Consider the following 22782-nt stretch of genomic DNA (forward strand, 5'->3'; position numbering starts at 1 on the left):
TGAGCCGGTCCAACGCACAATCCTTCAATTGAATTGTCGAGGTCTTGTATGGATTTCCTGACGCTGTGCGGCGCGGTTGTGGGCATCGCGGCCATTGTGCTGGGCTTTGCACTTGAAGGCGGACGGTTTGCATCGCTGTTCCAGCTTGAGGCGCTCGTGATCGTGCTGGGCGGCACGATCGGCGCCGTGATGGTTCAGAACAGTTGGGGCCGCTTTGCCGATGGCGTCAGGCAGCTTCGCTTCGCCTTCATCGCCGCCAAACCGGTCGATCAGGAAAACCTCTCTGTGCTGCTCGAATGGGGACACAAAGCCAAGCTGAACGGCATGCTCGCGTTCGAATCGATGGACCCGGCAGGCATTCATCCGTTTGCCAAACGCGGGCTCGAGCTGATCGCCAATGGCGTTTCCACCGCTGTGATCGAAGACGCTTTGCAACGCGAACTGGATGCCTACGAGCGCAACCACATGGCCGCGGCGCGGATCTGGCTGCAAGCGGGCGGCTACGCACCGACCTTCGGCATCCTCGGCGCCGTGCTAGGCCTGATCCAGGTGACGGGGCACATTCTCGAGCCCGAGAGACTCGGCCAAGGTGTGGCGGTCGCCTTCGTGACGACGCTCTACGGCCTCGCGCTCGCCAACATACTGTTCCTGCCCATCTACGGCAAGATCAAGGCGCAGGTGGATTGCGAACTGCGCTACCGGAAACTGTATTTCGATGGACTGCTTGCCATCTCGCGCCGGGAGTCGCCGCAAACCATCGAGACGCGCCTCACCGGCGACGTGCGCGAGCGCTCAAAAGCATTGCTGGCATAGCACGCATGGCTCTCGCAGGCGAAAAGCACAATCCGAAGCTGGACGATGACGCCGAGGCTCGCCCCGAGCGCTGGCTTCTCTCGTACTCGGATCTTGTCACCACGCTGATGGTGCTGTTTCTGGCGCTGTATGCGATCCAGCTGGCGAAGTACCACGAACTGGAAATCAAGCTTCTCGAATCCGCGCGCAGCGTCAAGAACGACAGGAGCCCTGCCGGCATCGCCGCACATGGCGCGGCGAACGGCCAACAGGAAGCGGTGCGAGCCGGGTTGTTGTCGCTCCTGAGAGCGCTGCGCGACAGAGGCCAGATCAATATCGACGAAGAATCGGGCAGCGTGGAAATCAGCATCAATGCAAAAATCCTGTTTCGCGCGGGCGATGCGCACTTGCTGCCGGACTCGACCAGCGTGCTCGATCAGGTGGCTGCGGCGTTGAAGGGCTACTCCACTCGCAACATCCTGGTAGAAGGTCACACCGACAGTTCACCGATCTCCAACGCCAAATACGAATCCAACTGGGAGCTGTCGTCGGCACGCGCCGGCGCCGTGGTGCGGTTCCTGGTGGATAAAGGTATCGAACCGCAGCGGCTGGCGGCCATCGGCCACTCCGACAATATCCCTCTGTTGCTTGGCGACGACGCGGCCGCTCGCGCAGCAAACCGGCGCGTGACGATACTGGTGCAGTATTAGCTATCCGGCGCCTGTTGCGGCGCCACCGCGCATTTCCACACTTTCCAGGCTCAGACGAAAGCCAGTGCTGCTACGCTATACGTGCAGACACCGCGCGCCGCGCGCGCCATAAGACCTGCCCCGCCACCCGTACGGAGCTTTCATGAGACACCATCGCCCGCGACCACCGAGTTTTCAAGGCGAGCATTCCCATGCCGATCTGCGCGATCTAACCTTGACGTTCGCACCGATCGCCGTGTTCGTGGTGCTGGTGATCACGCTGGTGATCTGGCTGGTGGATCCTGCACCGCCGCATACGATCGTCATGAGCGCCGGCCCGCACGACAGCTCGTTCCTGCAGGCCGCCAACGAATACAAAAAGATTCTCGCCCGTAACGGCATCACGCTGAAGGTTCTGGAATCGGACGGCTCGCTGCAGAACCTGCAACGGCTGCTGGACCCCAAGCAGCATGTGGACGTCGCGCTGGTGCAAGGCGGCGTAACCGATGGGCTCGGGGCCTCCTCGTTGATGTCGCTCGGCAGCGTGTTCTATGACCCGATCGTGGTGTTCTATCGCGGCAGCGGCATTACGCGGCTCGCGCAACTCGAAGGCAAACGCATCGCCGTGGGCCGCGAAGGCAGCGGCACGCGGGTGCTGGCGCTTAACCTGCTGGCCGCGAACGGCATCGTGCCGGGCCAGAACACGACGCTGTTGCCCGCCGACGGGCTGGAAGCCGCCACGAAGCTGGTCTCGGGCGACGCCGATGCCGCGATACTGAACGGCGATTCGGCCACCCGCGCCCTGATGCTGCGGCTATTGCGCGTGCCCGGTATCTCTGTGATGGACTTCGAGGAAGCGAGCGCCTATACGCGGCTCTTTCCGTATCTGGATGAAATCGACCTGCCGCCCGGCGTGCTCGACCTGCGCCACAAAATCCCGAACGACACCATCCATCTGATCAGCCCGACCGTGGAAATCATCGCGCGTACCAGGCTGCACCCCGCCATCTCCGATCTGCTGATCGAAGCTGCGCAGGAGATTCACGGCATGCCCGGCCTTCTGCAGCACGCGGGACAATTTCCGAGCCCGATCCAGCACGAGTATCCGATCAGCGACGACGCGCAGCGCTACTACAAGACCGGCAAGAGCTTTCTCTACCGCAATCTGCCGTTCTGGCTGGCGAGCGTCGGCGATCGCACTCTGGTTCTGCTGCTGCCAGTCGCCGTGCTGCTGTTCCCCGCCATGCGGCTGGTGCCGGCACTGTACCGCTGGCGTGTCCGCTCGCGCATCTATCGCAACTACGGTTCGCTGATCGCAATCGAACGCGAGGCGCTGAAGGATCCGTCGCAGGCCCAACGCGATGCGCTTGTCGAGGAGCTCGACCAGATCGAAGACTCGCTCAACAGCCTGCGCATGCCGCTCGCCTACGCCGATGCGTTTTACGTATTACGCGAGCATGTCGGCTTCGTGCGCTCGCGCCTCGTTCAAGGAAACGCATAGCGGCGAGCTGCACTTCCCTGCTCCGTCACGTTCTGCGAACGCAGGTTAGCGACACCGCGGCGAAAAAAAGTGTATGTTGCCATGTGCCTGCGGAGTCGCTCCGCCAACCCAGCCAGCCCTCGTCTTCGGGAGACCGCAATGATGAACCTCAGCGCGCTGGACCTCTCGCGATTGCAGTTTGCGTTCACGGTATCGTTCCACATCATCTTCCCGGCGATGAGCATCGGCCTTGCCAGCTTCATCGCCGTGCTGGAAGCGGCGTGGCTGAAAAGCGGCAAACCGCACTACAAGGAACTGTGCCTGTACTGGTCGAAGGTCTTCGCGATCGGTTTCGGTATGGGCGTCGTCTCCGGTGTGGTGATGGCGTACCAGTTCGGCACCAACTGGGCCGGCTTTTCGAAATTCGCCGGGCCTATCACCGGACCGCTCCTCACCTACGAGGTGATGACCGCGTTCTTTCTCGAGGCCGGCTTTCTCGGCATCATGCTGTTCGGCTGGGATCGCGTGGGACGCAAGGCGCATTTCGGGGCGACGCTGCTGGTCGCCACCGGCACGCTGATTTCCACCTTCTGGATTCTCGCCTCCAATAGCTGGATGCAGACCCCGCAGGGCTTCACGATCGAGGACGGTCACGTAGTGCCGCAGGACTGGCTGAAGATCATCTTCAACCCCTCGTTCCCCTACCGGCTCGCCCATATGGCGATCGCCGCGTTCATCGTCGGCGCGCTGGTTGTTGCTGCCACCGGCGCGTGGCATCTGTTGCGCGGCCGGCGCGACCCCGCCGTCAAAACCATGTTTTCGATGGCGCTCTGGCTATTGCTGGTGCTCGCGCCGATCCAGGCGCTGGTGGGCGATCAGCATGGCCTGAACACGCGCAAATACCAGCCTGCGAAGATCGCGGCCATCGAAGGTCTATGGGAAACCGAGCACGGCGGAACCGCGCTCAACCTGATCGGCTTTCCGGACATGCAGGCCGAAGTGACCCGCTACGCGATCCAGATTCCGCATCTGGGCAGTCTGATCCTCACACACTCATGGGACGGCGAAATTCGCGGCCTGAAAGAGTTTCCGAAAGAGGACCGGCCGAATTCGTCGATCATCTTCTGGACCTTTCGCGTGATGGCAGGCCTCGGCATGCTGATGATCCTGTTGGCGTTGATCGGACTGGTGCTGCGGCGCCACGGCCGTGTTTACGAAAACCGTCTGTTCCAGCGCATCATGGTGGCCATGGGCCCGGCCGGATTCGTGACGCTGCTTGCCGGCTGGGTGACGACCGAAGCGGGCCGCCAGCCGTGGGTGGTATACGGCGTGCTGCGCACCGCGCAAGCGGTGTCGCCAGTGACCCAGCAGGACGTGAGCGTGTCGCTGATGATCTTCGTGATCGTGTATTGCCTGGTGTTCTGCACGGGCATCTACTACATCCTCAAGCTGCTGCGCATCGGTCCAGCCTACGACGATGCAGGGCCGCGCAATGCGAGCGCCGCCGATACGAACAGCAGCGGCCGGCGGCCGCTCGCCGCAGTCGAATGATGCGCCCGGTGGAGCAGGAACCGGCACCCGTGGCAAACGGCAACATCCCGCGAACCTCTACTCACCTGAAGCGGAGCACAGCATGGACGTGACGACGATCTGGGCCGCGATTATCGCCTTGGGGCTCTTCATGTATGTCGCCCTCGATGGCTTCGATCTCGGCATCGGGATGATTTTCCCGTTCTTCCCCGACGACGGCGAGCGCGACCTGATGATCGCGACCATTGCGCCAGTCTGGGACGGCAACGAAACCTGGCTGGTGCTCGGCGGCGCAGCGCTCTTTGCGGTGTTTCCCGCGGTCTATTCGATCGTGCTCTCGGCGCTGTATCTGCCGATCGTCACGATGCTCGTCTGCCTGATTTTTCGCGGCGTTTCCTTTGAAATCCGCGAGAAGGCAACCCGCACCAAAAACCTCTGGAACCTCGCCTTCATCGCCGGATCGGGTGGGGCGTCGTTTTTTCAGGGCGTCATTCTGGGCGCCTACCTGCAGGGTATTCCGGTGACGAACGGCGTGTTCGCCGGGCCGCCGTTTTTCTGGCTGACACCATTCAGCCTGCTCACCGGCTTTGGCCTGATGGCGACATACGCATTGCTCGGCGCCTGCTGGCTCATCATGAAGACCGAGGGCGACCTGCAACATCGTCTGCACGAGGTCGTGCGTCCCCTCACTTTCGTGCTGCTCGGCTTCATGGTGGTGGTGTCGATCTGGACGCCGCTGACCGACGCGAAAATCGCCGCGCGCTGGTTCGATTCGGGCCTGCTGCATCGCTTGCTGCCGGTGCCGTTTCTCGTCGTGATTACCGCGCTGTTTATGCTCCGCGCGCTAAGACGCCGGCACGACAACACGCCGTTTCTGCTGACGCTGCTGCTGATCCTGCTCGGCTACATTGGCCTGCTCGTGAGCATCTGGCCGTATGCGATACCGTACGCCATCACGCTCCAGGACGCCGCTGCGCCACGCTCGAGTCAGCTCTTCACGCTGGTGGGTGCGGTAATCATTCTGCCGGTGATTCTGATCTACACGACACTCGGATATCACGTGTTCCGCGGCAAGTCTGCGCCGGGTGCGAAGTACCACTAAGCTTTGACAAGGTACGCTGCAATGCGACTTTCCTGGCCCCCGACTACACAAAAGCAGACCGCTTCTTCGCTCGCGCAACCAGGCACGGCGAAACGCCCTGCTCCTACGCGGCTCAAGCGCGTGCTCTGGTTCGTCGCCCTGTGGTGCGCAGGCGTGGCAGGGGCGATGTTGCTCGCGCTGCCATTCCGCCTGTTGATGCAGGCTGCCATGCGCTGAGGCCGGCAACACCGTCAGTACCGTCAGTAGCCTGAGCTGACGCAAAGCGAGCCGTAGCGCTCGGCTCACGCCTCCCGAACGCCTTGCACCCGTTCCTGCAGGAACTGCACAAAGGTGCGCACCTTGCTCGAATGGCGGCGATTCGGCAGGTAAGCCGCGTAGACCGCCGACCGGCCGGCATGCGGATTGATTTCGGCGTCGGCAAACAGGCGCACGAGGCGGCCCGCGCGAATCTCCGCTGCGACCAGCCACTCCGGCAGCAAGGCGATGCCACGGCCCGCGAGCACCGCTTCCAGCAGAATGTCCGGATTGTTGGCAATCATGCGGCCCTCCACTTCGACGCGCACCTCGGTCTCGCCCTGCAGGAACGTCCAGATCTGGCGCGCGGGCCGATAGGTTCCGCCATAGCCGAAGCGCAGGCACTCGTGCGCGGCCAGTTCCTGCGGCTCGGACGGCAGGCCGCAGCGCGCGAAATACGCGGGACTCGCGACCACGAAGCGCGCGTTATCGGCCAGTTTTCTGATGACCAGGTGTTCGTCACGCGACGGCAGGCCGATCCGGACCGCGACATCGATCCGCTCGGCGGCAAGATCGACGTAATAATCGCCGACCACGACGTCGAGCACCATGCGCGGATAGGTGGCGAGAAAGCTCGCCAGATGCGGCGCGAGTTGCAGCCGGCTGTACGCGGTCGGCACGGAAATGCGTAGCACCCCGACTGGCGACGCCCCGCTATCGAAGATGCTGTCGTCGGCCACCGCGAGATCGTCGAGTACCTTGCTGATCTGCTCGACATAGGCCGTACCGGCATCGGTCAGGCTAACGCGCCGCGTGGTGCGGGTCAGCAACGCGGTACCGAGCGAGGCTTCGAGCGCGTCCATCAAACGTGTGACGGACGAAGTGGCAACACCCAGCCGCTGGGCCGCTTTGGAAAAGCCACCCGCCTCGGCCACTTCCAGCAAGGTATTCAAGGCAACCAGCTTGTCCACTTCCCGACCTCCTTCGGTAACGTCGAGGCCGGACCCAAAGGGTACAACTCGACGCCTGGTGTTGCGCTGCACGCAACGCCAGGTTGCTCAATGGACGTATTCTACTCACGGATCGCAACCGATATCCTATGCGGGTTCGTCAATCAGGATTTGCCATGACCTCCAACTCACCCGCCGCCAGCGCAAATGGCGGCACCGTCCAGATGACTCGCGGCCTGACCGCGATGTTCGCCTTCTGCTGCGGCGCGATTGTCGCCAACATCTACTACGCCCAGCCGATCACCGAACTGATCGCACCGGACATCCATATGACGGGCGGCACGGCCAGCCTGATCGTCTCGCTGACGCAGATCGGCTACGCCCTGGGACTGTTCTTCCTCGTCCCGCTCGGCGATCTGCTGGAAAACCGCAAGCTGATGATCACAACGGCGCTCGTCGCCATCGTCAGTCTCGCGCTGGCCGCCGTGACACGTCAGCCGAGCGCGTTTCTGGCGATCTCGCTACTGGTCGGGTTCAGTTCGGTTGCGGTGCAGATCCTGATTCCGTTGGCGGCGCACCTCGCGCCCGACGAAACGCGCGGCCGCGTGGTCGGCAACATCATGAGCGGCCTGCTGCTCGGCATCCTGCTGTCGCGGCCGCTCTCAAGCGTGGTGGCCGGGCATTTCGGCTGGCGCGTCGTATTCGGCGCGGCCGCTGTGGTAATGGCGATCGTGACAACCGTGCTCGCGCTGACGATTCCGCCGCGCCAACCCTCGCACCAGGCGACCTACTTCCAGTTGATCCATTCGCTCGGCGAACTGGTCGCTACCTTGCCGGTGCTGCGTCACCGTGCGCTGTATCAGGGCTTGATGTTCGCTACCTTCAGCCTCTTCTGGACCACCGTGCCGATTGAGCTGACACGTCATTACGGGCTGTCGCAGAACGGCATTGCGCTGTTCGCCCTGGTCGGCGCAATTGGCGCCACCTCCGCGCCGATTGCAGGACGCCTTGCCGATGCGGGCCACTCGGTTAGCGCAACACTGGTCGCGCTGGTGATCGCCGCGCTCGCCTTTACGCCCTCGCTGATTCATCCCGCGTGGGGCGTGGGTGGTCTCGTCGTTACGGGTGTCGTGCTCGACTTCGCCGCGCAGATGAACATGGTGATCGGCCAACGTGCGATCTACGGCCTGCATGCGGCGAGCCGCAACCGTCTGAATGCCCTGTATATGACGAGCATTTTTATCGGCGGCGCGCTCGGCTCGTCGCTCGCGAGCACGCTGTATGAGCACGGCGGCTGGACCTTGACCGCCATCGTCGCGAGCGTGTTTCCGCTGCTCGCGCTGCTGCATTACCTCGCGATCGGCAGGCCGGTCGCGGTCGCAATGGCCTGACTGGCAATCAGCACACCCCGCTTTACCAGGACGAATACAGCGAGCACAGCCTGGACCAGGCACAAGGAATGCTGCGACACCGTGGATGAACACGCCGGAAGCTTCGCTTGCCGGCGCCTCGACGCAAAATCCACCCGGCCCGAAACCAACTACCGGTAACTGCAGGCCAAATCAAGGTAGGATTATCGACTACTCTCAATCCGCCCCGCCGCCAGGAATCCCATGCCAAGCCAACACGCAGCCAGCGTCTCGCTGACTGTATCCCCGCGCCAGTACGCCGTCGCGCGAATCGCACGATGAGCACGCAAGCGCGATTTCCGGTTGTCGGCATCGGCGCCTCTGCGGGCGGTATCGAAGCGCTTGAAGGGTTTTTCCGCGGCATGCCCGAAGAGCCGGAGCTGGCCCTCGTGATCGTTACGCATCTCGGTCCCGCACGCGACAGCCTGTTGTCCGAGATTGTCGGGCGCTATACCACGATGCCGGTGCATGTGGTGGTAGACGGCGAGCCGGTCCAGAAGAATCATGTCTACGTGCTGCCCTCGGACGCCATGCTCGGCGTCGAAAAGGGGCATCTGCGTCTCCATCCGCAAAACGCGTTGCACCGCGAACGCAAACCGATCGACGTGTTTTTCAGCTCGCTCGCTGAAGACCAGGGCGAACTGGCGGTGTGTGTGGTGTTGTCCGGCGGCGACTCGGACGGCACGCTTGGCCTCAAAGCCGTCAAGGAACGCGGCGGCCTGACGATGGCGCAGGTTGCCGACGGCTTTGGGCCGCAACACGCCAACATGCCGGATAGTGCCATCGCCACCGGGCTCGTCGACTACGCGCTGCCAGTCGAGGCAATGGGCAACAAGCTGGCGGAGTTTGCCCGCAGCGCTTACGTGCTGGACGACATTGCGTTCAGCGCCAGCGCCCAGGAAGAGCTGCAAAAGATCGAGCAGGCGCAGGCGGAGATCTACGGCATTTTGCGCGGCCAGATCAGCCACGACTTCAGCGGCTACAAGCTCAAGACCTTCATGCGACGTGTGCAACGGCGTATGCAGGTGGTGCAGATCGGTCATCTGGAAGCGTACGTTGCACACCTGCGCGATCATCAGCAGGAAGTCAACGCGCTGTTTCGCGATCTGCTGATCAACGTGACCAACTTTTTTCGCGACGCCGAAGCGTTCGATGCGCTTGCCGAACTGGTCGTGTCCAGGCTCTTCGAGGCGCGCGGCATCGACGATATCGTGCGCATCTGGGTTCCCGGTTGCGCCACCGGCGAGGAAGTGTATTCGCTCGCCATCCTGCTGCGCGAGCATATGGATCAGCTCGCGGTCGTGCCGCGCGTGCAGATCTTCGCCACCGATATCGACGACCGGGCCCTCGCCGTCGCACGCGCCGCCAGGTATCCGGCCGCGTTGCTCGGCAGTGTCTCGCCCGCACGGCGCCGGCGCTTTTTCATCTCCGACGGCGGCAGCTTCGCAGTGGCCAAGGAAGTGCGCGACCTGTGCATTTTCTCGCCGCACAATGTGATTCGCGACCCGCCCTTCTCCCGTATCGATCTGGTCTCCTGCCGCAACCTGCTGATCTATTTCGGTCTGGACCTGCAAAGCCAGGTGATTCCGACCTTCCACTATGCACTGCGTCCGGACGGTTATCTGTTCCTCGGCGCCTCGGAGAGCGTGAGCCAGTTCGACGATCTGTTCGTGCCGCTCGAGAAAAAACATCGTATCTTCCAGCGCCGCTCGGATGTCATGCCACGCGTGCGTCTGCCGCTCACGGTGTCGGCCTTGCGCCCAGGGCAAACGCACGAACTCACGCCGCGGCGCGTCCAGCCCGGCGGCGCGGCGTTGCGCCAGATGGTCGACACCCAGGTGCTCGAGCGATTTGCCCCGCCCCATGTCGTGGTGAACCGGGAAGGCGATGTCGCCTACTATTCCTCGCGCACCGGCAAGTATCTCGAAGCGGCGCCCGGTGCGCCGACCCGGCAGATTTTCACGATGGCACGCAAAGGCATCCGCCTTGAACTGCGCACGGTGTTTCGCGAAGCAGTGGAATCGGGCCGCACCGTCACACGCGACGGTATTGCGGTCGAGGAAGACGACGGTCGCGTGCAGGTGGTCAGCCTGACGGTGGAGCCGCTTGCCACCCGCTCTGGCGCCGATCCGCTCTATCTGGTCCTGTTCGTCGATCAGGGTCCCGTACTGAGCCGCGAGGAAGCGTTAAACCGCGCGCAAGCCACCACCACCGGCACCGCGCTGCAGATGGAGCGCGAGTTGCGCGAGACGCGCGAGCGCCTGCAATCGATGATCGAGGAATATGAAACGGCGCTCGAAGAGCTGAAGTCGTCGAACGAGGAACTCGTTTCGGTCAACGAAGAACTGCAGTCGACCAACGAGGAGATGGAAGCGTCCAAGGAAGAACTGGTGTCGCTCAACGAAGAGCTGCACACCGTCAATACCGAACTGAACGGCAAGATCGAAGCGCTCGACCGCGCGCGGAGCGACCTGCAGAACCTGTTCGACAGCACTGCGGTCGCCACGGTGTTTCTGGACAACAAGCTGGTGATTCGCAGCTTCACGCCGGCCATGTCCGAGGTGTTCAATATCCGCGCGGCCGACCGCGGCCGGCCCATCACCGATCTGGCGAGCCGCCTGCGGCTCACCGGCTTCGACGAAGCGATCGCCAGGGTTGTGGCCAGCGGCGAGGTTATCGAGCGCCGGGTCGACAGCGACGATCACCATATGCATTACCTTGTACGCCTCGCGCCCTATCGAAACGGCGATGACAAGGCAGAGGGCGTGGTGGTCACCTTCCTGAACGTGACGAGCCTCACGCGCGCCGAGCAGCGCCAGAAGATCCTCGTTGCCGAACTGCAGCATCGCACCCGTAACCTGCTGGCCGTGGTCGAATCGATCGCCATGCAGACGCTCGTCAAAGGTGCACCGCTGGAAGCATTTACCAGCCGGCTGGGCGCACTGGGGCGTCTGCAGGGACTGCTCGGCCAGGCAACCGACGAGCAGATCGAACTCGGCGAGATCGTCCGCATGGAGATCGAGACCATTGCCGGCAGCGCCGCCGAAAACGTCGCCATCTCCGGTCCGACGGTTCCGCTCGGCCTCGAATACGTGCAGAACATCGCTCTCGCAGTTCATGAACTCGCCACCAACGCCGTGAAATACGGCGCGCTGAAGAGCGGCCAGGGCTATCTCGACATCAGTTGGCGTCTGGAGGATCAGCAACAGGACCATTCCTTGCTGGTACTGGAGTGGCGGGAAAGCGGTCTGCCGCAGCCCCCGGAATCGACGCGCCGCGGATACGGGCGGCAGTTGATCGAGCAGGGCCTGCCTTTTTCGCTCCGCGCGAAAGCCGAACTCGTCTTTGGCGAGGATGGCGTTTCGTGCCGGATCGCCATGCCGCTGAGGCCGGAGCGGCGCACGGGTCACACTTGAATCTTTCGGAGACAGCCATGGGACAAAGCGCTGAGCTGCAGGGGCGCCGCATTCTCGTGGTAGAGGATGATTATCTGGTCGCGCAGAGCCTGTGCGCACTGCTCGAGGAAGCGGGCGCCACGATCGTCGGTCCGTTCGGCTGGGCAGACGAAGCGCTGAAGTTTGTCGAAGCCCACCGGGATGCCTTCGACAGTGCCGTGCTCGACGTCGACCTGCATGGCGAGAAGTCCTATCCGATTGCGGACTGGCTGGCCGGACGCGATGTCCGCTTCGTCTTCACCACCGGCTATGGCGCCGATGCGCTCGATCCCGGCTACCTGCGTTATCCGCGCTGCGAAAAACCCTTCGATGTACGAAATCTGTTCGTGGCGCTCACGAGCAGCTAGCCGACGACGCCGGTCGACACGACAGATCGGCTCTTCCGCAGAAGCCTTTCGCATCCCTTACTTCCCCGCCGCTTATTGACAGATCCTTGACGGTGCCTCGCCGCCGCGGTCAGAATGCTGCCTGTCATAGCTTCCGGCCCCGCATCCGCATGTCGCAAATCACGCATAGCCACGATGCCGTACACGAACTGCCCGACGCCTGCCCCAACTGCGATGCGCCGGTGCATGGGCCGTATTGCGCGCAATGCGGCCAGGAAACCGTGCACGAAATGCCCACCTTGCGCGAATTCGCGCATGAGTATCTGCATCATTACGTGGCCGCGGAAGGCAAACTCGTCCCCACCGTCAGGATGCTGCTGCTCAAGCCGGGGCAGCTCACGATCGAATATCTCCAGGGGCGCCGACGCCGCTATGTGAAGCCGCTGTCGCTGTATGTGACGTTCAGTTTTGTGTTTTTTCTGCTGCTGGGCTGGACCACCGTCATGACGCCCACGCCCACCGTTGTGACGCTCGACGATAACCGCACCGTGCCCGCCACTCAGGTCTTCTCCACCCTCGCCGCCTCGGAGACCGATCCGAATGGCAAAGCGGTGCTGGGGTTCCTCGACAGGCACATGAGCTGGATCTTTCAACCCGGCAAGCTCGACGCTTTCAACGACCACGTTCTGCATCGCCTGCCCTATACGGTGTTCGTGCTGATGCCGGTGTTTGCGGCGATGTGCGGGTACGTCTACCGGAAGAGGCGCCAGAACTACGGCATGCATCTGCTATTTACGGTGCACCTGCATGCGTTTATTTTCCTGGTGTTTCTGCTTTGCCTGATTCCCGGTGTGCGGAATTTTGGCGGCTGGGTCATGCTCGTGGTGCTGATCTATCTGATTCTCGCGCTCAAGCGCGTGTACGGCGGTCGCTGGTTGCCGCAAGTGGCGCGAGGCATGCTGTTGTGGACCGGTTATGGGGTGGTCACGGGCCTCGCGCTGACGGTGCTCGCATTCGTCTCGACCGATCTCTGGCACGCGTCCTGAGCGCATGCCAAGCGTCGAGCCCGTTGCACGCGCCGGCATCTAGAAGCCGACGATAAAGCGCGTCCCCGCGGCCAGACGGCTCACGGTCAGCCGCCATTCGTGCGCGACCGCGATTTCCTTGCAGATAGCGAGCCCGAGGCCAGCGCCATCGTGTCTGACGCCGGGCGCCCGCCAGAACCGCTTGAACAGGAAAGGCAGGTGTTCCTCGCGGATACCGGGCCCCGCATCGCTAACCTCGATCGAAGCCGCGCCTATGACAAGCCACACGACGCTATTGGGCGGCGACACGTTGATCGCGTTTTCGACAATGTTTTTCAGCAGGATGAAGAGTGCACTGCGGTCCGCCCACACAGAGGCCGGTGCGCCCGATGAGTCGAGCTCGAGCTTGACCTGCTTCGTATCGGCCTTGCGCCCGAGGTACGCCAGGACGTCGCGTGCCACGTCGACCGTACTCACCTCACCGAACGTGAAATTCTGCGCCTCGCTGACTTCGGCCAGATGCAACAGCTGGCGGACCTGGCGCGCCATCAGATCGATCTCGCGAAGCAGGAGTCCCTTGTCCTCGATACCGGGCTGCAATTCGATCTGACCGCGGATCAGCGTGAGGGGCGTCTGCAGTTCATGCGCCGCCGAAGCGAGAAACTGCTGCTGCACGGTGAAGCCGTTTTCCAGTCTGCCGAGCGCTCCGTTGAACGCCTCGATCAGCGGCTTGATCTCGCTCGGCATGCCTCGCAACGACAGCCGTGTCGTCAGGTTGCGCGGCGTAATCAGCGCAGCTGCACTCGACGCCTCCCGCAGCGGCTTGAGTAGCCGATGCACCGTGACCGTCAACGTCAGGCCGAAAATAATCGCGGCGATGGAGGTGATGATTCGCACGTTGGCGGGAATCTGCCGAACCTTCGTACCGATCATTGCATCGAGAAGACGCGCGCTCGTTGCGATCTGCGCATAGAAATGCGCCGGTCCCTGTCGCAACTGGAGCGTCGTGATGTCGAACGATCTGCCGTCCATCTTTACCTGCTCGATATGGCCGACAGCCGCAGCAAGGTCGCCCGGAACCCAGGCCGGACCGTTCTGCGCGTTCGCCGAGGCGAACAACACGTGGCCCTGCTCGTCGAGTACCCGGTAGTGAATCTCGGTCGGTGCCGCCGAAAAAATCCAGGCTTGCTCCGCGGGCAGATTGACGGAGACGGGACGGCCAGCGCCATCGAAGCGGACGCCGCTTGCGAGCTCCTTCGTGTGCTGAATCAGGTCGTGCCGCCCCAGCATCTGTTCCGGGTAGTGGTTGAACGCATAGGTGACACCCATGGCCAGCACGGTCAGCGTCAGCGCCAGCGCAACGATGCTGGTCACCCATAAGCGCGCGGACAGACTTCGAATCCAGCGATTGAGCATGGTAAAGAGGGTGAACATGATGAGCGGGCCGCCTCAGGACAATGATGGTGTGCCGGTCGACGCGGGCGTCGCCTGCAGCGCGAAGCCCGCACCCCGGATGTTGGCGAGCCGCAGCCTCGTCCCCACCGTCGTCAGCTTCTTGCGCAGCCGGTGTACGGTCACCTCCAGGGCGTTGGGCGTAACGGCTTCGCCGAGGCCCCAGGCCGCATGTTCGAGCGCGGCATGGCGAACGGTCTGGCCGCCGGCTTTTACGAGGCACAGCATGATCTGCAATTCGGCCTGCGCGAGCTGGACCGAGCGGTGCGCGCAGCGCATGGCGTGCTGCTGCGGGTCGACCGTGATATCGGCAAACTCGGCAACCAGCGCCGACAGCGCCGGCGGCCGGCGCATCAGCGTGCGCACGCGCGCCACCAGTTCGCTCATGGCGAACGGCTTGGTCACGTAGTCGTCCGCGCCGCTCTCCAGTCCGTCGACGCGGTCGTGCAGCGCATCGCGCGCGGTCAGCATCAGACAGGGCATCATCTGGCCCGCTGCGCGCAACGTGCGCAGAAAGGCGAGGCCATCGCCGTCCGGCAAACCGCGGTCGACGATCAGCACGTCATAGTCGGCGCGGCTCACGCCGTAGCTCGCCTCGGAGACGGTGTGGAACAGATCGGCCTCGATTCCGGCCGCCGCGAGCGCCTGGCGCACCATCTCCGCGAGGCGCTCGTGGTCTTCGACAATGGCTACCCGGGACATGATGGTGCGCTCATTTGAACTGATAGAGGTAAGCGAGCCGCACCGCAGGAAGGTAACTGCGTCCTACGATGGGGCTGTCGGAGATACCGCTCGTGAAGTGCTTGACGCCCACGTCCAGCACCAGTTTCTGCTGACGCGTGATGCTGTAGTTGACGCGCGTGCCGAGCGATACGTCGTAGGCGGCGGTGCCAGTGTACTCGGGGCGTCCTGCCCGCGCTTCCGACGCTCGCACGCCGTAATAGTAGTTGACGTAGTCGCTGCTGAGCCATTCGACGCCACCATACGGTTGCAGCGAGAACTTGCCGAAATCGAACGACTTGCTGTAGTCGATCTTGGCCCGCTCGCCGCGGTTGCCGCCCAGCAGATAGTCGGCCGACAGCGTGCCGAAGCCGGTCTTCCAGGCGAGCGCCGGGCCGTACCAGAACGTAGGATTGCGATTCTGCATGCCGTTCAGGATGGGCGCGTCGTCGTTCCTGTAGCCATCGGCTAGGGCATAGTCGCCGCGCAAGGCGACGCTCACGTTGTCCCAGGTGCCGATCTTCAGGTCGATCGTGGTGCCGAGGGCATGGATCCATTTGTCGTCGAAGGAAATCAGCGGAATCGGCGTGTATTTGGTGTCGCCGCTTTTGTACGGCGACGCGGCGACGCCGGCTCCTACGCCAAGGCCCCAATGCGTCACGTTGGTGGCGTTGCTCAGGACGGTGAAGCCGGAGTCGTCGGGGCCGGATTGGGCGTCGGGGACGCCCTGTGCCCATGTGCTCGCCGAATACAGCGCCACGGACGCAAACGTCAGCAGCAGAGGATACCTTCGACAAAAAGGTCTTTTCACGGTTGTTCCTAAAGTAGTGGGATCAGGCGGTCTCGACTTTAGGAGCGGGCGACTTACCCGTTACTTACTCAAACAATCAGCGGCTCGTCGATGCGATGCGGTGCGACGCCGCGCTCGCCACGGCGCATAGGCTGGTCCGCGAACGCCCGCAACGACCGGTAGCCGCCGGTAAGTCTTGGGTAAGTCGCGTGCGTGCAGCATGGATGCCCTCGTCCCCTTCTCTATCCGACGGCACGGTCATGCCCCTGAAACCCCGTCTTGCGACCGCGCTGCGTGCCAATCTCCTGCTGTTCGCGGTGTCGATGGGCGCTGCGGCTGTGCCGTGTCTTGGCCTGATCCTGATGTTCGGCATGAGCGAGGCCGGCATGCCGGCGCTGGTCTATCTGGGCGGCATGCTGCTCGGTGCAGGAATGATCACGCTGGTGGTGCGCGTCAACGCAAGGCGTGCGTTCGAAGATGCAGATCTTGCCCGCAAGGTTCAGGTGTATGAAAAGCCGGCTTTCGAAGCGTCGATTGCCGGCGACTGCGCACAACCGTGGCTCGTGCAGTTGCACCTTGAATTGCGGGGGCTGCGGTGCCGGGACTGATTGCGCACTTCTCAGCGCGAGGTGCGGGCGTTTTGCGCCCCTCGTCCTGTTGCAAAGCGTTTTACGGTTATTACCATCTGTTGCCGCTCGCTTGCGCCCGCTCACGCCTGCGCCAGACACCGCGCCCGAAAGCGTCTATTGGCGCGCAATGGGGAAAATTTCAAGCTTCACGCTTTGTTGCATTTGCGTAACTCAAGGGTTCTTTCGCAGCGCTACAGTTAAGCCGTCATCCCCACACGTATGGAGGTCAACATGAAAAGCAAACTCTTGATCAGCCTCGGTCTCGGGGCAGCTATCTTCGGTGTCTCGCAGTTCGCCAATGCGGGTGTCGGTATCGGGATCAACCTGGCGTTGCCGGCGCCGGTTTATGTCGCGCCTGCTCCGGTTTATGCACCGCCGCCTCCGCCGCCTGCTGTCGTAGCCTATCAACCGGTTGTGGCGGCACCTGTTGTCGTTTCGCCGTCGCTGGTTATCGGTTGGCATAGCGGCCAGTACTGGGACGGGCATCGCTGGTGGTCGCGGCATGACTACTATGGGCATCGGCACTGGTAATGGCGCGTGGTTTTAACGCGTGATTGTCCGGTCTTTCGGTTGCCTTTCCCTGATCTGTTCGTGATCCTTTAGTGTCGCCCCTGCGCGGGGCGGCACTTACTTTCGCGCGTCCGACGTCGTTGCGTGGACAGATGCATTTTCTATCCGGAAGAGACAGCAAACTCTAGCCGTCCTGCCCTGAAATGGCGGGCGACATGTGACAAGACGTCAGTCTGCAAGGATGCGATGGTCGTGCAAGCCGTGCTGCGCGTCGAACCCGCGAAATACGGCGCTGACCTGCGGATAATTCGGCTTCGTTGCCAATCTACCCTAGTGCGTTAGATCCGGATTCTGTTCAGTCGCACACGCGCGCAATGACGCCGCGATGGCAGGCTTTTTTATTTTGTCAAAGACATCCGCCATCTGCGCCTGTGCAACCAGATCGCCTTCGCGCGCAGCACGCCAGCGCAACGATTCGATCGTATTGAGCGTGCCGTCGCTATTCGCCCGGACTCACGCCTTTATGTCTCGTCGACGTATGCCTTGAGGCTCCATTCCTCATTGGTGCGGTATACGCGCATACCGAGTAGCCAGTCCAGGCCAGGAATGGGACGGGGATCCTTCAGGGCGAGTGGCGGCATCGTCTCGCCTTTCCTGAAACGGCGCGTCGCGTCGTAGCTGACCGAAGCGAATCCCCGAACACACCACACGCCGTCCTGCGGGCAGACTTCGCCGGGGCGAACAAGCGTGCCTAGCGGCACGCGGCTCTCCAGTTCCTTTTCACGCGCGGTCCTGACCCGAAGCCCTGTCGCCGGGTCGAGGCTCTTCTCACGGGCCAGCCTTTCAACCAGCGCATCGGAGGGTTTCTGCGGCGGCACGGCTGCGGCCTGTTCCTTCTCCCACTGGAACGTGCCGTCCCACGGCGGCAGCGGTGCCGGCGGCAGTGGCACGATCTGGTCGACGTCGGGGACTTTCGGGTTCAGACCTTCGTTCCTGTCGAGGAATTTACGGATCGCTCTGTAGCGACGCGAGCGTTCGGGGTCGTTTGGGACAGCCAGATAATTCAGGCGATCGTCCGGTGGAGGGCCCTTGAAGCCGTCTTCCAGAAACGACGCAGCCATGCTGTTTCCAGCCATGACGCCCTGCTGGAAAGCCCTGACTGCTTCAGCGTAGAACTTGTCTGTCTTGCGGCCAATCGCCAGGGAGGTCGCGGCCTTGCCATGTCCCTGATCCGCTGAGCACCGGTACATCTGCAGCGCAACCTCAGGTGCGGCGTCAATCGGATCCAGTTTCTCTGCGAGGTAATACTGCGCGTCCGGACTGCCCAGGTCCGCTGCCTTGCGGAAATAGCGCAACGCGGTCTCGCTGTTCTGCTTCAGCCCGTACCCGAGTTCGAGGTAATGCGCGATGTCGTAGTAGCCGCCCGGCACGCCCTGTTTCGCCAGTTGCACTGCCAGGTCCACCGTCTCTTTCGGTGCATCCGGAGAATCGGCCAGCCCCGTCGACACCAGCGCCTGAAGGTTGGTGTTGGCCTTGTAGTGATCGTGAGCCGCCGCGATCCGGTAATACCGTGCGATATCGTCGAAGTCCTTCGGGCCGTCCTGCTTCTGCAGCCAGCGGCCGTATCTGAACAGCTGGTCCGCATCGGGATCGAGCGGCGGCAGATGGTCTGCCTCGTGCACGCAGGTAAAGGCGAGATTCGCGCGCACGGCGCTGATGCTAGGTAGTGAAGCCAACGGGTTCACCTTGGTACAGGCACAGACAAGACTCGCCAGCAGGGCGACAAGAACGCCTCGTCTCATGGGTCAATCCTCGTAAGCGTGTTTGAGAGAAGTGCGCAGGAAATCCGCAAGGAACGCCGACGGGGTGGCTTACTGCCCAGGTATCTGCTGTTTCCTGAAATGATCCGGCTCCATTGCTGATACGTATCCGGCACGTCAACGCCGCCCGATAACTAAATAGCGGGCGGCGCATGTTCTCCCGGACTCACGCCTTTATGCCTCGTCGACGTATGCCTTGAGACTCCATTCCTCATTGGTACGGTATACGCGCATACCAAGCAGCCAGTCCAGGCCAGGAATGAGACGGGGATCCTTCAGGGCGAGTGGCGGCATCGTCTCGCCTTTCCTGAAACGGCGCGTCGCGTCGTAGCTGACCGAAGCAAATCCCCGGACACACCACACGCCGTCCTGCGGGCAGACTTCGCCGGGGCGAACGAGCGTGCCCAGCGGCACGCGGCTCTCCAGTTCCTTTTCATGCGCGGTCCTGACCCGAAGCCCTGTCGCCGGGTCGAGGCTCTTCTCGCGGGCCAGTTTTTCAACCAGCGCATCGGAGGGTTTCTGCGGCGGCACGGCTGCGGCCTGTTCCTTCTCCCACTGGAACGTGCCGTCCCACGGCGGTAGTTTCGCCGGCGGCAGTGGCACGATCTGGTCAATGTCGGGGACTTTCGGGTTCAGACCTTCGTTGTCGTCGAGGAATTTACCGATCACTTCATAGCGGTGCGAGCGTTCGGGATCGTTCTGAACAGCAAGGTAATACAGGCGATCATCGGGTGGGGGACCCTTGAAGCCATTTTCCAGAAACGACGCGGCCTGACTGTTTCCCGCCATGATGCCCTGCTGGAAAGCCCTGACTGCTTCAGCGTAGAACTTGTCTGTCTTGCGGCCAATCGCCAGGGAGGTTGCGGCCTTGCCATGTCCCTGATCCGCTGAGCACCGGTACATCTGCAGCGCAACCTCAGGCGCGGCGTCGATCGGGTCCAGTTTCTCCGCGAGGTAATACTGCGCGTCCGGACTGCCCAGATCCGCTGCCTTGCGGAAATAGCGCAACGCGGTCTCGCTGTTCTGCTTCAGCCCGTAGCCGAGTTCGAGGTAATGCGCGATGTCGTAGTAGCCGCCCGGCACGCCCTGTTTGACCAGCTGGATTGCCAGGTCGACCGTCTCTTCCGGTGCATTAGGCGAATCGGCCAGTCCCGTCGACACCAGCGCCTGAAGGTTGGTATTGGCCTTGTAGTGATCGTGGGCCGCCGCGATCCGGTAATACCGCGCGATATCGCTAAAGTCCTTCGGGCCGTCCTGCTTCTGCAGCCAGCGGCCGTATCTGAACAGCTGGTCCGCTGCAGGATCGAGCGGCGGCAGGTGGTCGTCCTCATGCACGCAGGTAAAGGCGAGATTCGCGCGCACGGCGCTCATGCTGGGTAGTGAAGCCAAGGGGTTCTCCTTCGTACAGGCGCAGGCAAGACTCGCCACCAGGGCGATGAGAATGCCTCGTCTCATGGGTCAATCCTCGTAAGTGCGTGTGGGCGAGGTCCGCAGGAAGCCTACGAGGGACGCCATCGGGGCCTGCTTCCTGCTCTGGTTTTTGGTGTTCTGAGAAATGATGTCGCTCCACGCCTTGTACGCTTTTGACACATCATCCTGAGCCCCCCTATTGTTCGTATGCAGCGCCCACATCTGTTTGCGCAGCGCAGACGTCAGGCCGCCATGCTCATGGCAGATATTCAGTTCGCTATCCACCTCCATGCTGCGCCGGTTGACATTGGCCGAGCCGTGCGTCGTAAACACGTCGTCAACGATCATCAGCTTCTGGTGGACATAGACGTAGTCCCACGCCTGACCTGCAGGCGTGTCCGGTGCGACCAGGGTACAGACCAGCACCTTCATCCCCGGCATATCCTGCGGCGGCACCAGTTCTCCCTCCTTCGTCATGCCATCCGGGCTCACGCTCGCCACCCGCCGTTTCTCCTGCCTCGTCTGCTCCAGCTGCTGCCCGATTTCTGCCTGCCGGGTCTGGCCGCCCTGCAGGTAATTCGCGAGCCCCTGCATCTGCGAGAAACCCGCGCCCTGCATCATCGCGCGCTGGCTGGCCGCCTGTTCGTCAGCAAGCTGCTTCTCCAGCGTCTGCTCCTGCTGCGTAAGCTGGTCGTTCTTCTCCAGTGTCTCGACCCCCGGCATCCGGTCGCCATATCCGAGCGCCGCGAGCATCTGGTAGCTGCTCACTGTCCCGCGGCCGATGCCGTCGTCGTTCGAATTCGTGACCACGAACAGATAGACCTCACCATGCTTCGCCGGGTTGCGCCCCCCCTTGATCTGCGCGTTGACGTTCTCCCGCAGCCTGTCGGCCACCGGCATGTAACGGAAATACTGGTTTTCGATGTACACGAATCTCGTCGTGTTGTTCACCGCCTGCAGGTACAGCGACGCGATGTCCTTCGTGCCGTCCTTGCCGTGCTGTGACTGCGTGCGAAGGATCTGCGCCATCACCGGCGTACCGTGATCCGCGCGCAGCTTCAGCCGGCAAGCCAGCGCCGCCCGCGCCTGGGTCAGGTTCTGCCCGGTCGCGTCGTCCCACGCCTCGCAGAAATTCTCGTTCAGGTACTCGAGGACCGGACCCGTCACCTTCGCGGACATGTCCTGCCGCGGATGCAGGCCGTTGCGTCCCATTCGCGGCGCCTGCCGCAGCCAGGTGTGATCGTCCCGGTCCCAGTATTCGTCCAGCGTGTTGTGCCCCATCACGAACCCGATGGCCCGCTCGGGAAGCTCGTAGTCGACAAGCACCATCTTCTGGTGATGCGAGGGTTCCGCCGTCATCGCCGCGGTGTTCCGCTCTCTCAGCGTGGGGTCGCCCGCCGGGCCGCTCATCCATGTGCGCCAGGCGATTTCGGCTCGCTCCCTCAGATCGAAATCGCGCGTGGCGAATTCAATGTTTGCCAGCGGCCTGGGCGCGCCCGGCAACGCGTTCAATGCCGTGGTCACCACTGATTTCGCCGCCGGGAACGGATTGGCCCTCGTCCCGGCCGACATCCGCGTGACATTGTTCCGGTTGGCCCGCCAGTACCAGAGCTGGTCGAATTCCCGCTGCGCGTGGGTGCGGCCGTCCTGTGCAGCCCCCGCCAGCCCGACTGGCCCGTGATTGCCCGGCATCATGTCTTCCGAGAAGGACGCGACGTGCAGTGAGTCGCTCCAGACCAGCAGCCGGATCCTCATGTGAGGTTTTTCGAGGCCCTTGTATTCGAGCAGTTCACCGATCGACGGTGAATCCGCCGCGTCGCTGCCCCGTCTGAAATACATCGACGGCTGGAAACCCCAGCACAGGATATCGATGCTGTGCTCCGCGTTCCGTATGGCGTCGAACACCGCCGCAAAGGCCGTCTCGCCATTCACGAGCGGCAGGTAGGTGGCCAGCGCGGGGTTGTATTCGGTGCGCTGCACGAACCATGGGGACGTGAGCGTTGCGCTTCGCGTGCAGGAAAGCGCGAGCGGCGTGGTAGCGCTCTGCTGTTTCATGGTCAGGCGTCCGTATCAGGGTTGAGCAGCGTGTTGCGCCTGATTCAGCAGGACTGCAAAGATCAGGAGGCCGCGATGCGGAGCTTGTTTAGCTCCTGAAGGTTTTTACCCCGCATGCCATCCCAATTCGTGCGGAAAAGTCTGCAAACTGGTCGTTGAAAGTCGAGGCGCCATTCGGCAGGCTTCGCTCTTGTCCAGCGACACCCGGAAAAGCCGTGCCCACTTCCATCTCGCGTACAAACTCTCCTGGTGCAATGGGGCTTAAGTTGGGAGCATCGCTGCGGGGGCACCTGCTTTCTTCTTCCCCCGTCCCCGCTAACACGCCCCCTACACCCTCGTTGGTTTGCCCTCCGCCTGAAAGGAAGAATCGGTAAACCGCAAGTAACCTCGCCGCGCGGCTTCTC

At 62.6% G+C, this 22782-nt stretch carries 19 protein-coding genes; 12 read left to right on the plus strand and 7 right to left on the minus strand.

Translation table 11 applies throughout. From position 1 onward, the window contains the following. The first annotated feature begins 48 nt into the window (after positions 1-48). The 6 genes from P3T20_RS12765 to P3T20_RS12790 all read left to right on the plus strand — a co-directional run bounded on the left by P3T20_RS12765 (position 49) and on the right by P3T20_RS12790 (position 5809). Positions 49-813 carry a flagellar motor protein gene (locus tag P3T20_RS12765; protein ID WP_429287022.1) on the plus strand — a complete coding sequence of 255 codons (765 nt, stop codon included), beginning with the start codon at positions 49-51 and terminating at the stop codon, positions 811-813. Positions 814-818: 5 nt separating this feature from the next. Continuing rightward, positions 819-1502 carry an OmpA family protein gene (locus tag P3T20_RS12770; protein ID WP_429287023.1) on the plus strand — a complete coding sequence of 228 codons (684 nt, stop codon included), beginning with the start codon at positions 819-821 and terminating at the stop codon, positions 1500-1502. A 142-nt stretch (positions 1503-1644) separates the two neighbouring features. After that, entirely contained in the window at positions 1645-2982 is a 1338-nt protein-coding gene (locus tag P3T20_RS12775; RefSeq protein ID WP_429287024.1) for a TAXI family TRAP transporter solute-binding subunit, read from the plus strand. Between the two features lie 141 nt (positions 2983-3123). Then, complete coding sequence (locus P3T20_RS12780) at positions 3124-4512, plus strand: cytochrome ubiquinol oxidase subunit I (protein WP_074266052.1); 1389 nt, start codon at positions 3124-3126, stop codon at positions 4510-4512. 82 nt (positions 4513-4594) lie between these two features. Next, complete coding sequence (cydB, locus tag P3T20_RS12785; protein ID WP_429287025.1) at positions 4595-5593, plus strand: cytochrome d ubiquinol oxidase subunit II; 999 nt, start codon at positions 4595-4597, stop codon at positions 5591-5593. Positions 5594-5614: 21 nt separating this feature from the next. After that, on the plus strand, positions 5615-5809 hold the full coding sequence (locus P3T20_RS12790; protein ID WP_429287026.1) for a hypothetical protein: 195 nt from the start codon (positions 5615-5617) through the stop codon (positions 5807-5809). Between the two features lie 65 nt (positions 5810-5874). Here the strand turns inward: P3T20_RS12790 and P3T20_RS12795 are convergent, their stop codons facing one another. Next, a complete protein-coding gene (locus tag P3T20_RS12795) occupies positions 5875-6798 on the minus strand; it encodes a LysR family transcriptional regulator (protein WP_429287027.1) in 924 nt (307 codons plus the stop codon). A gap of 155 nt (positions 6799-6953) precedes the next feature. Between P3T20_RS12795 and P3T20_RS12800 the strand changes: the two genes are divergently transcribed. From P3T20_RS12800 to P3T20_RS12815, 4 genes are all read left to right on the plus strand, one after another. Continuing rightward, entirely contained in the window at positions 6954-8168 is a 1215-nt protein-coding gene (locus P3T20_RS12800) for an MFS transporter (RefSeq protein WP_429287028.1), read from the plus strand. Positions 8169-8464: 296 nt separating this feature from the next. After that, positions 8465-11602, plus strand: coding sequence for a CheR family methyltransferase (locus P3T20_RS12805; RefSeq protein WP_429287029.1), 3138 nt, complete (start codon positions 8465-8467; stop codon positions 11600-11602). 17 nt (positions 11603-11619) lie between these two features. Continuing rightward, positions 11620-11988 carry a response regulator gene (locus P3T20_RS12810; RefSeq protein ID WP_074264465.1) on the plus strand — a complete coding sequence of 123 codons (369 nt, stop codon included), beginning with the start codon at positions 11620-11622 and terminating at the stop codon, positions 11986-11988. Between the two features lie 149 nt (positions 11989-12137). Next, positions 12138-13013 (plus strand): DUF3667 domain-containing protein, encoded by an 876-nt coding sequence (locus P3T20_RS12815; protein WP_074264464.1) that lies wholly within the window; start codon positions 12138-12140, stop codon positions 13011-13013. Positions 13014-13052: 39 nt separating this feature from the next. Here the strand turns inward: P3T20_RS12815 and P3T20_RS12820 are convergent, their stop codons facing one another. Genes P3T20_RS12820 through P3T20_RS12830 form a run of 3 tightly spaced genes read right to left on the minus strand, consistent with a single transcriptional unit; the run spans position 13053 to position 15975 of the window. Then, complete coding sequence (locus P3T20_RS12820; RefSeq protein ID WP_254368826.1) at positions 13053-14426, minus strand: HAMP domain-containing histidine kinase; 1374 nt, start codon at positions 14424-14426, stop codon at positions 13053-13055. A 15-nt stretch (positions 14427-14441) separates the two neighbouring features. Then, positions 14442-15146: a response regulator transcription factor gene (locus P3T20_RS12825; RefSeq protein WP_074264463.1), complete on the minus strand. Its 705-nt coding sequence runs from the start codon at positions 15144-15146 to the stop codon at positions 14442-14444. Positions 15147-15156: 10 nt separating this feature from the next. Next, positions 15157-15975 (minus strand): MipA/OmpV family protein, encoded by an 819-nt coding sequence (locus P3T20_RS12830; protein WP_074264462.1) that lies wholly within the window; start codon positions 15973-15975, stop codon positions 15157-15159. A 239-nt stretch (positions 15976-16214) separates the two neighbouring features. Between P3T20_RS12830 and P3T20_RS12835 the strand changes: the two genes are divergently transcribed. Continuing rightward, positions 16215-16562 (plus strand): hypothetical protein, encoded by a 348-nt coding sequence (locus P3T20_RS12835; protein WP_074264461.1) that lies wholly within the window; start codon positions 16215-16217, stop codon positions 16560-16562. A 252-nt stretch (positions 16563-16814) separates the two neighbouring features. Continuing rightward, positions 16815-17114: a hypothetical protein gene (locus P3T20_RS12840; protein WP_074264460.1), complete on the plus strand. Its 300-nt coding sequence runs from the start codon at positions 16815-16817 to the stop codon at positions 17112-17114. Between the two features lie 500 nt (positions 17115-17614). Here P3T20_RS12840 and P3T20_RS12845 read toward each other — a convergent pair whose 3' ends face one another. The 3 genes from P3T20_RS12845 to P3T20_RS12855 form a co-directional block, all read right to left on the minus strand. After that, positions 17615-18895, minus strand: coding sequence for an SEL1-like repeat protein (locus tag P3T20_RS12845; RefSeq protein WP_254368825.1), 1281 nt, complete (start codon positions 18893-18895; stop codon positions 17615-17617). Between the two features lie 192 nt (positions 18896-19087). After that, entirely contained in the window at positions 19088-20368 is a 1281-nt protein-coding gene (locus tag P3T20_RS12850) for an SEL1-like repeat protein (protein WP_429287030.1), read from the minus strand. Positions 20369-20371: 3 nt separating this feature from the next. Continuing rightward, entirely contained in the window at positions 20372-22378 is a 2007-nt protein-coding gene (locus tag P3T20_RS12855; RefSeq protein ID WP_429287031.1) for a phospholipase D-like domain-containing protein, read from the minus strand. Positions 22379-22782 lie beyond the last annotated feature (404 nt).

Origin of the sequence: Paraburkholderia sp. GAS206C, assembly GCF_050435645.1 — a bacterium.
GTDB lineage: Bacteria > Pseudomonadota > Gammaproteobacteria > Burkholderiales > Burkholderiaceae > Paraburkholderia > Paraburkholderia phenazinium_B.

Coding starts and splice junctions, on each gene's coding strand:
- P3T20_RS12810 (WP_074264465.1), top strand. CDS start 11,620: ATGGGACAAAGCGCTGAGCTGCAGGGGCGCCGCATTCTCGTGGTAGAG.
- P3T20_RS12850 (WP_429287030.1), bottom strand. CDS start 20,368: ATGAGACGAGGCATTCTCATCGCCCTGGTGGCGAGTCTTGCCTGCGCC.
- P3T20_RS12845 (WP_254368825.1), bottom strand. CDS start 18,895: ATGAGACGAGGCGTTCTTGTCGCCCTGCTGGCGAGTCTTGTCTGTGCC.
- P3T20_RS12770 (WP_429287023.1), top strand. CDS start 819: ATGGCTCTCGCAGGCGAAAAGCACAATCCGAAGCTGGACGATGACGCC.
- P3T20_RS12820 (WP_254368826.1), bottom strand. CDS start 14,426: ATGTTCACCCTCTTTACCATGCTCAATCGCTGGATTCGAAGTCTGTCC.
- P3T20_RS12815 (WP_074264464.1), top strand. CDS start 12,138: ATGTCGCAAATCACGCATAGCCACGATGCCGTACACGAACTGCCCGAC.
- P3T20_RS12775 (WP_429287024.1), top strand. CDS start 1,645: ATGAGACACCATCGCCCGCGACCACCGAGTTTTCAAGGCGAGCATTCC.
- P3T20_RS12765 (WP_429287022.1), top strand. CDS start 49: ATGGATTTCCTGACGCTGTGCGGCGCGGTTGTGGGCATCGCGGCCATT.
- P3T20_RS12790 (WP_429287026.1), top strand. CDS start 5,615: ATGCGACTTTCCTGGCCCCCGACTACACAAAAGCAGACCGCTTCTTCG.
- P3T20_RS12805 (WP_429287029.1), top strand. CDS start 8,465: ATGAGCACGCAAGCGCGATTTCCGGTTGTCGGCATCGGCGCCTCTGCG.
- P3T20_RS12840 (WP_074264460.1), top strand. CDS start 16,815: ATGAAAAGCAAACTCTTGATCAGCCTCGGTCTCGGGGCAGCTATCTTC.
- P3T20_RS12835 (WP_074264461.1), top strand. CDS start 16,215: ATGCCCCTGAAACCCCGTCTTGCGACCGCGCTGCGTGCCAATCTCCTG.
- P3T20_RS12780 (WP_074266052.1), top strand. CDS start 3,124: ATGAACCTCAGCGCGCTGGACCTCTCGCGATTGCAGTTTGCGTTCACG.
- P3T20_RS12800 (WP_429287028.1), top strand. CDS start 6,954: ATGACCTCCAACTCACCCGCCGCCAGCGCAAATGGCGGCACCGTCCAG.
- cydB (WP_429287025.1), top strand. CDS start 4,595: ATGGACGTGACGACGATCTGGGCCGCGATTATCGCCTTGGGGCTCTTC.
- P3T20_RS12825 (WP_074264463.1), bottom strand. CDS start 15,146: ATGTCCCGGGTAGCCATTGTCGAAGACCACGAGCGCCTCGCGGAGATG.
- P3T20_RS12855 (WP_429287031.1), bottom strand. CDS start 22,378: ATGAAACAGCAGAGCGCTACCACGCCGCTCGCGCTTTCCTGCACGCGA.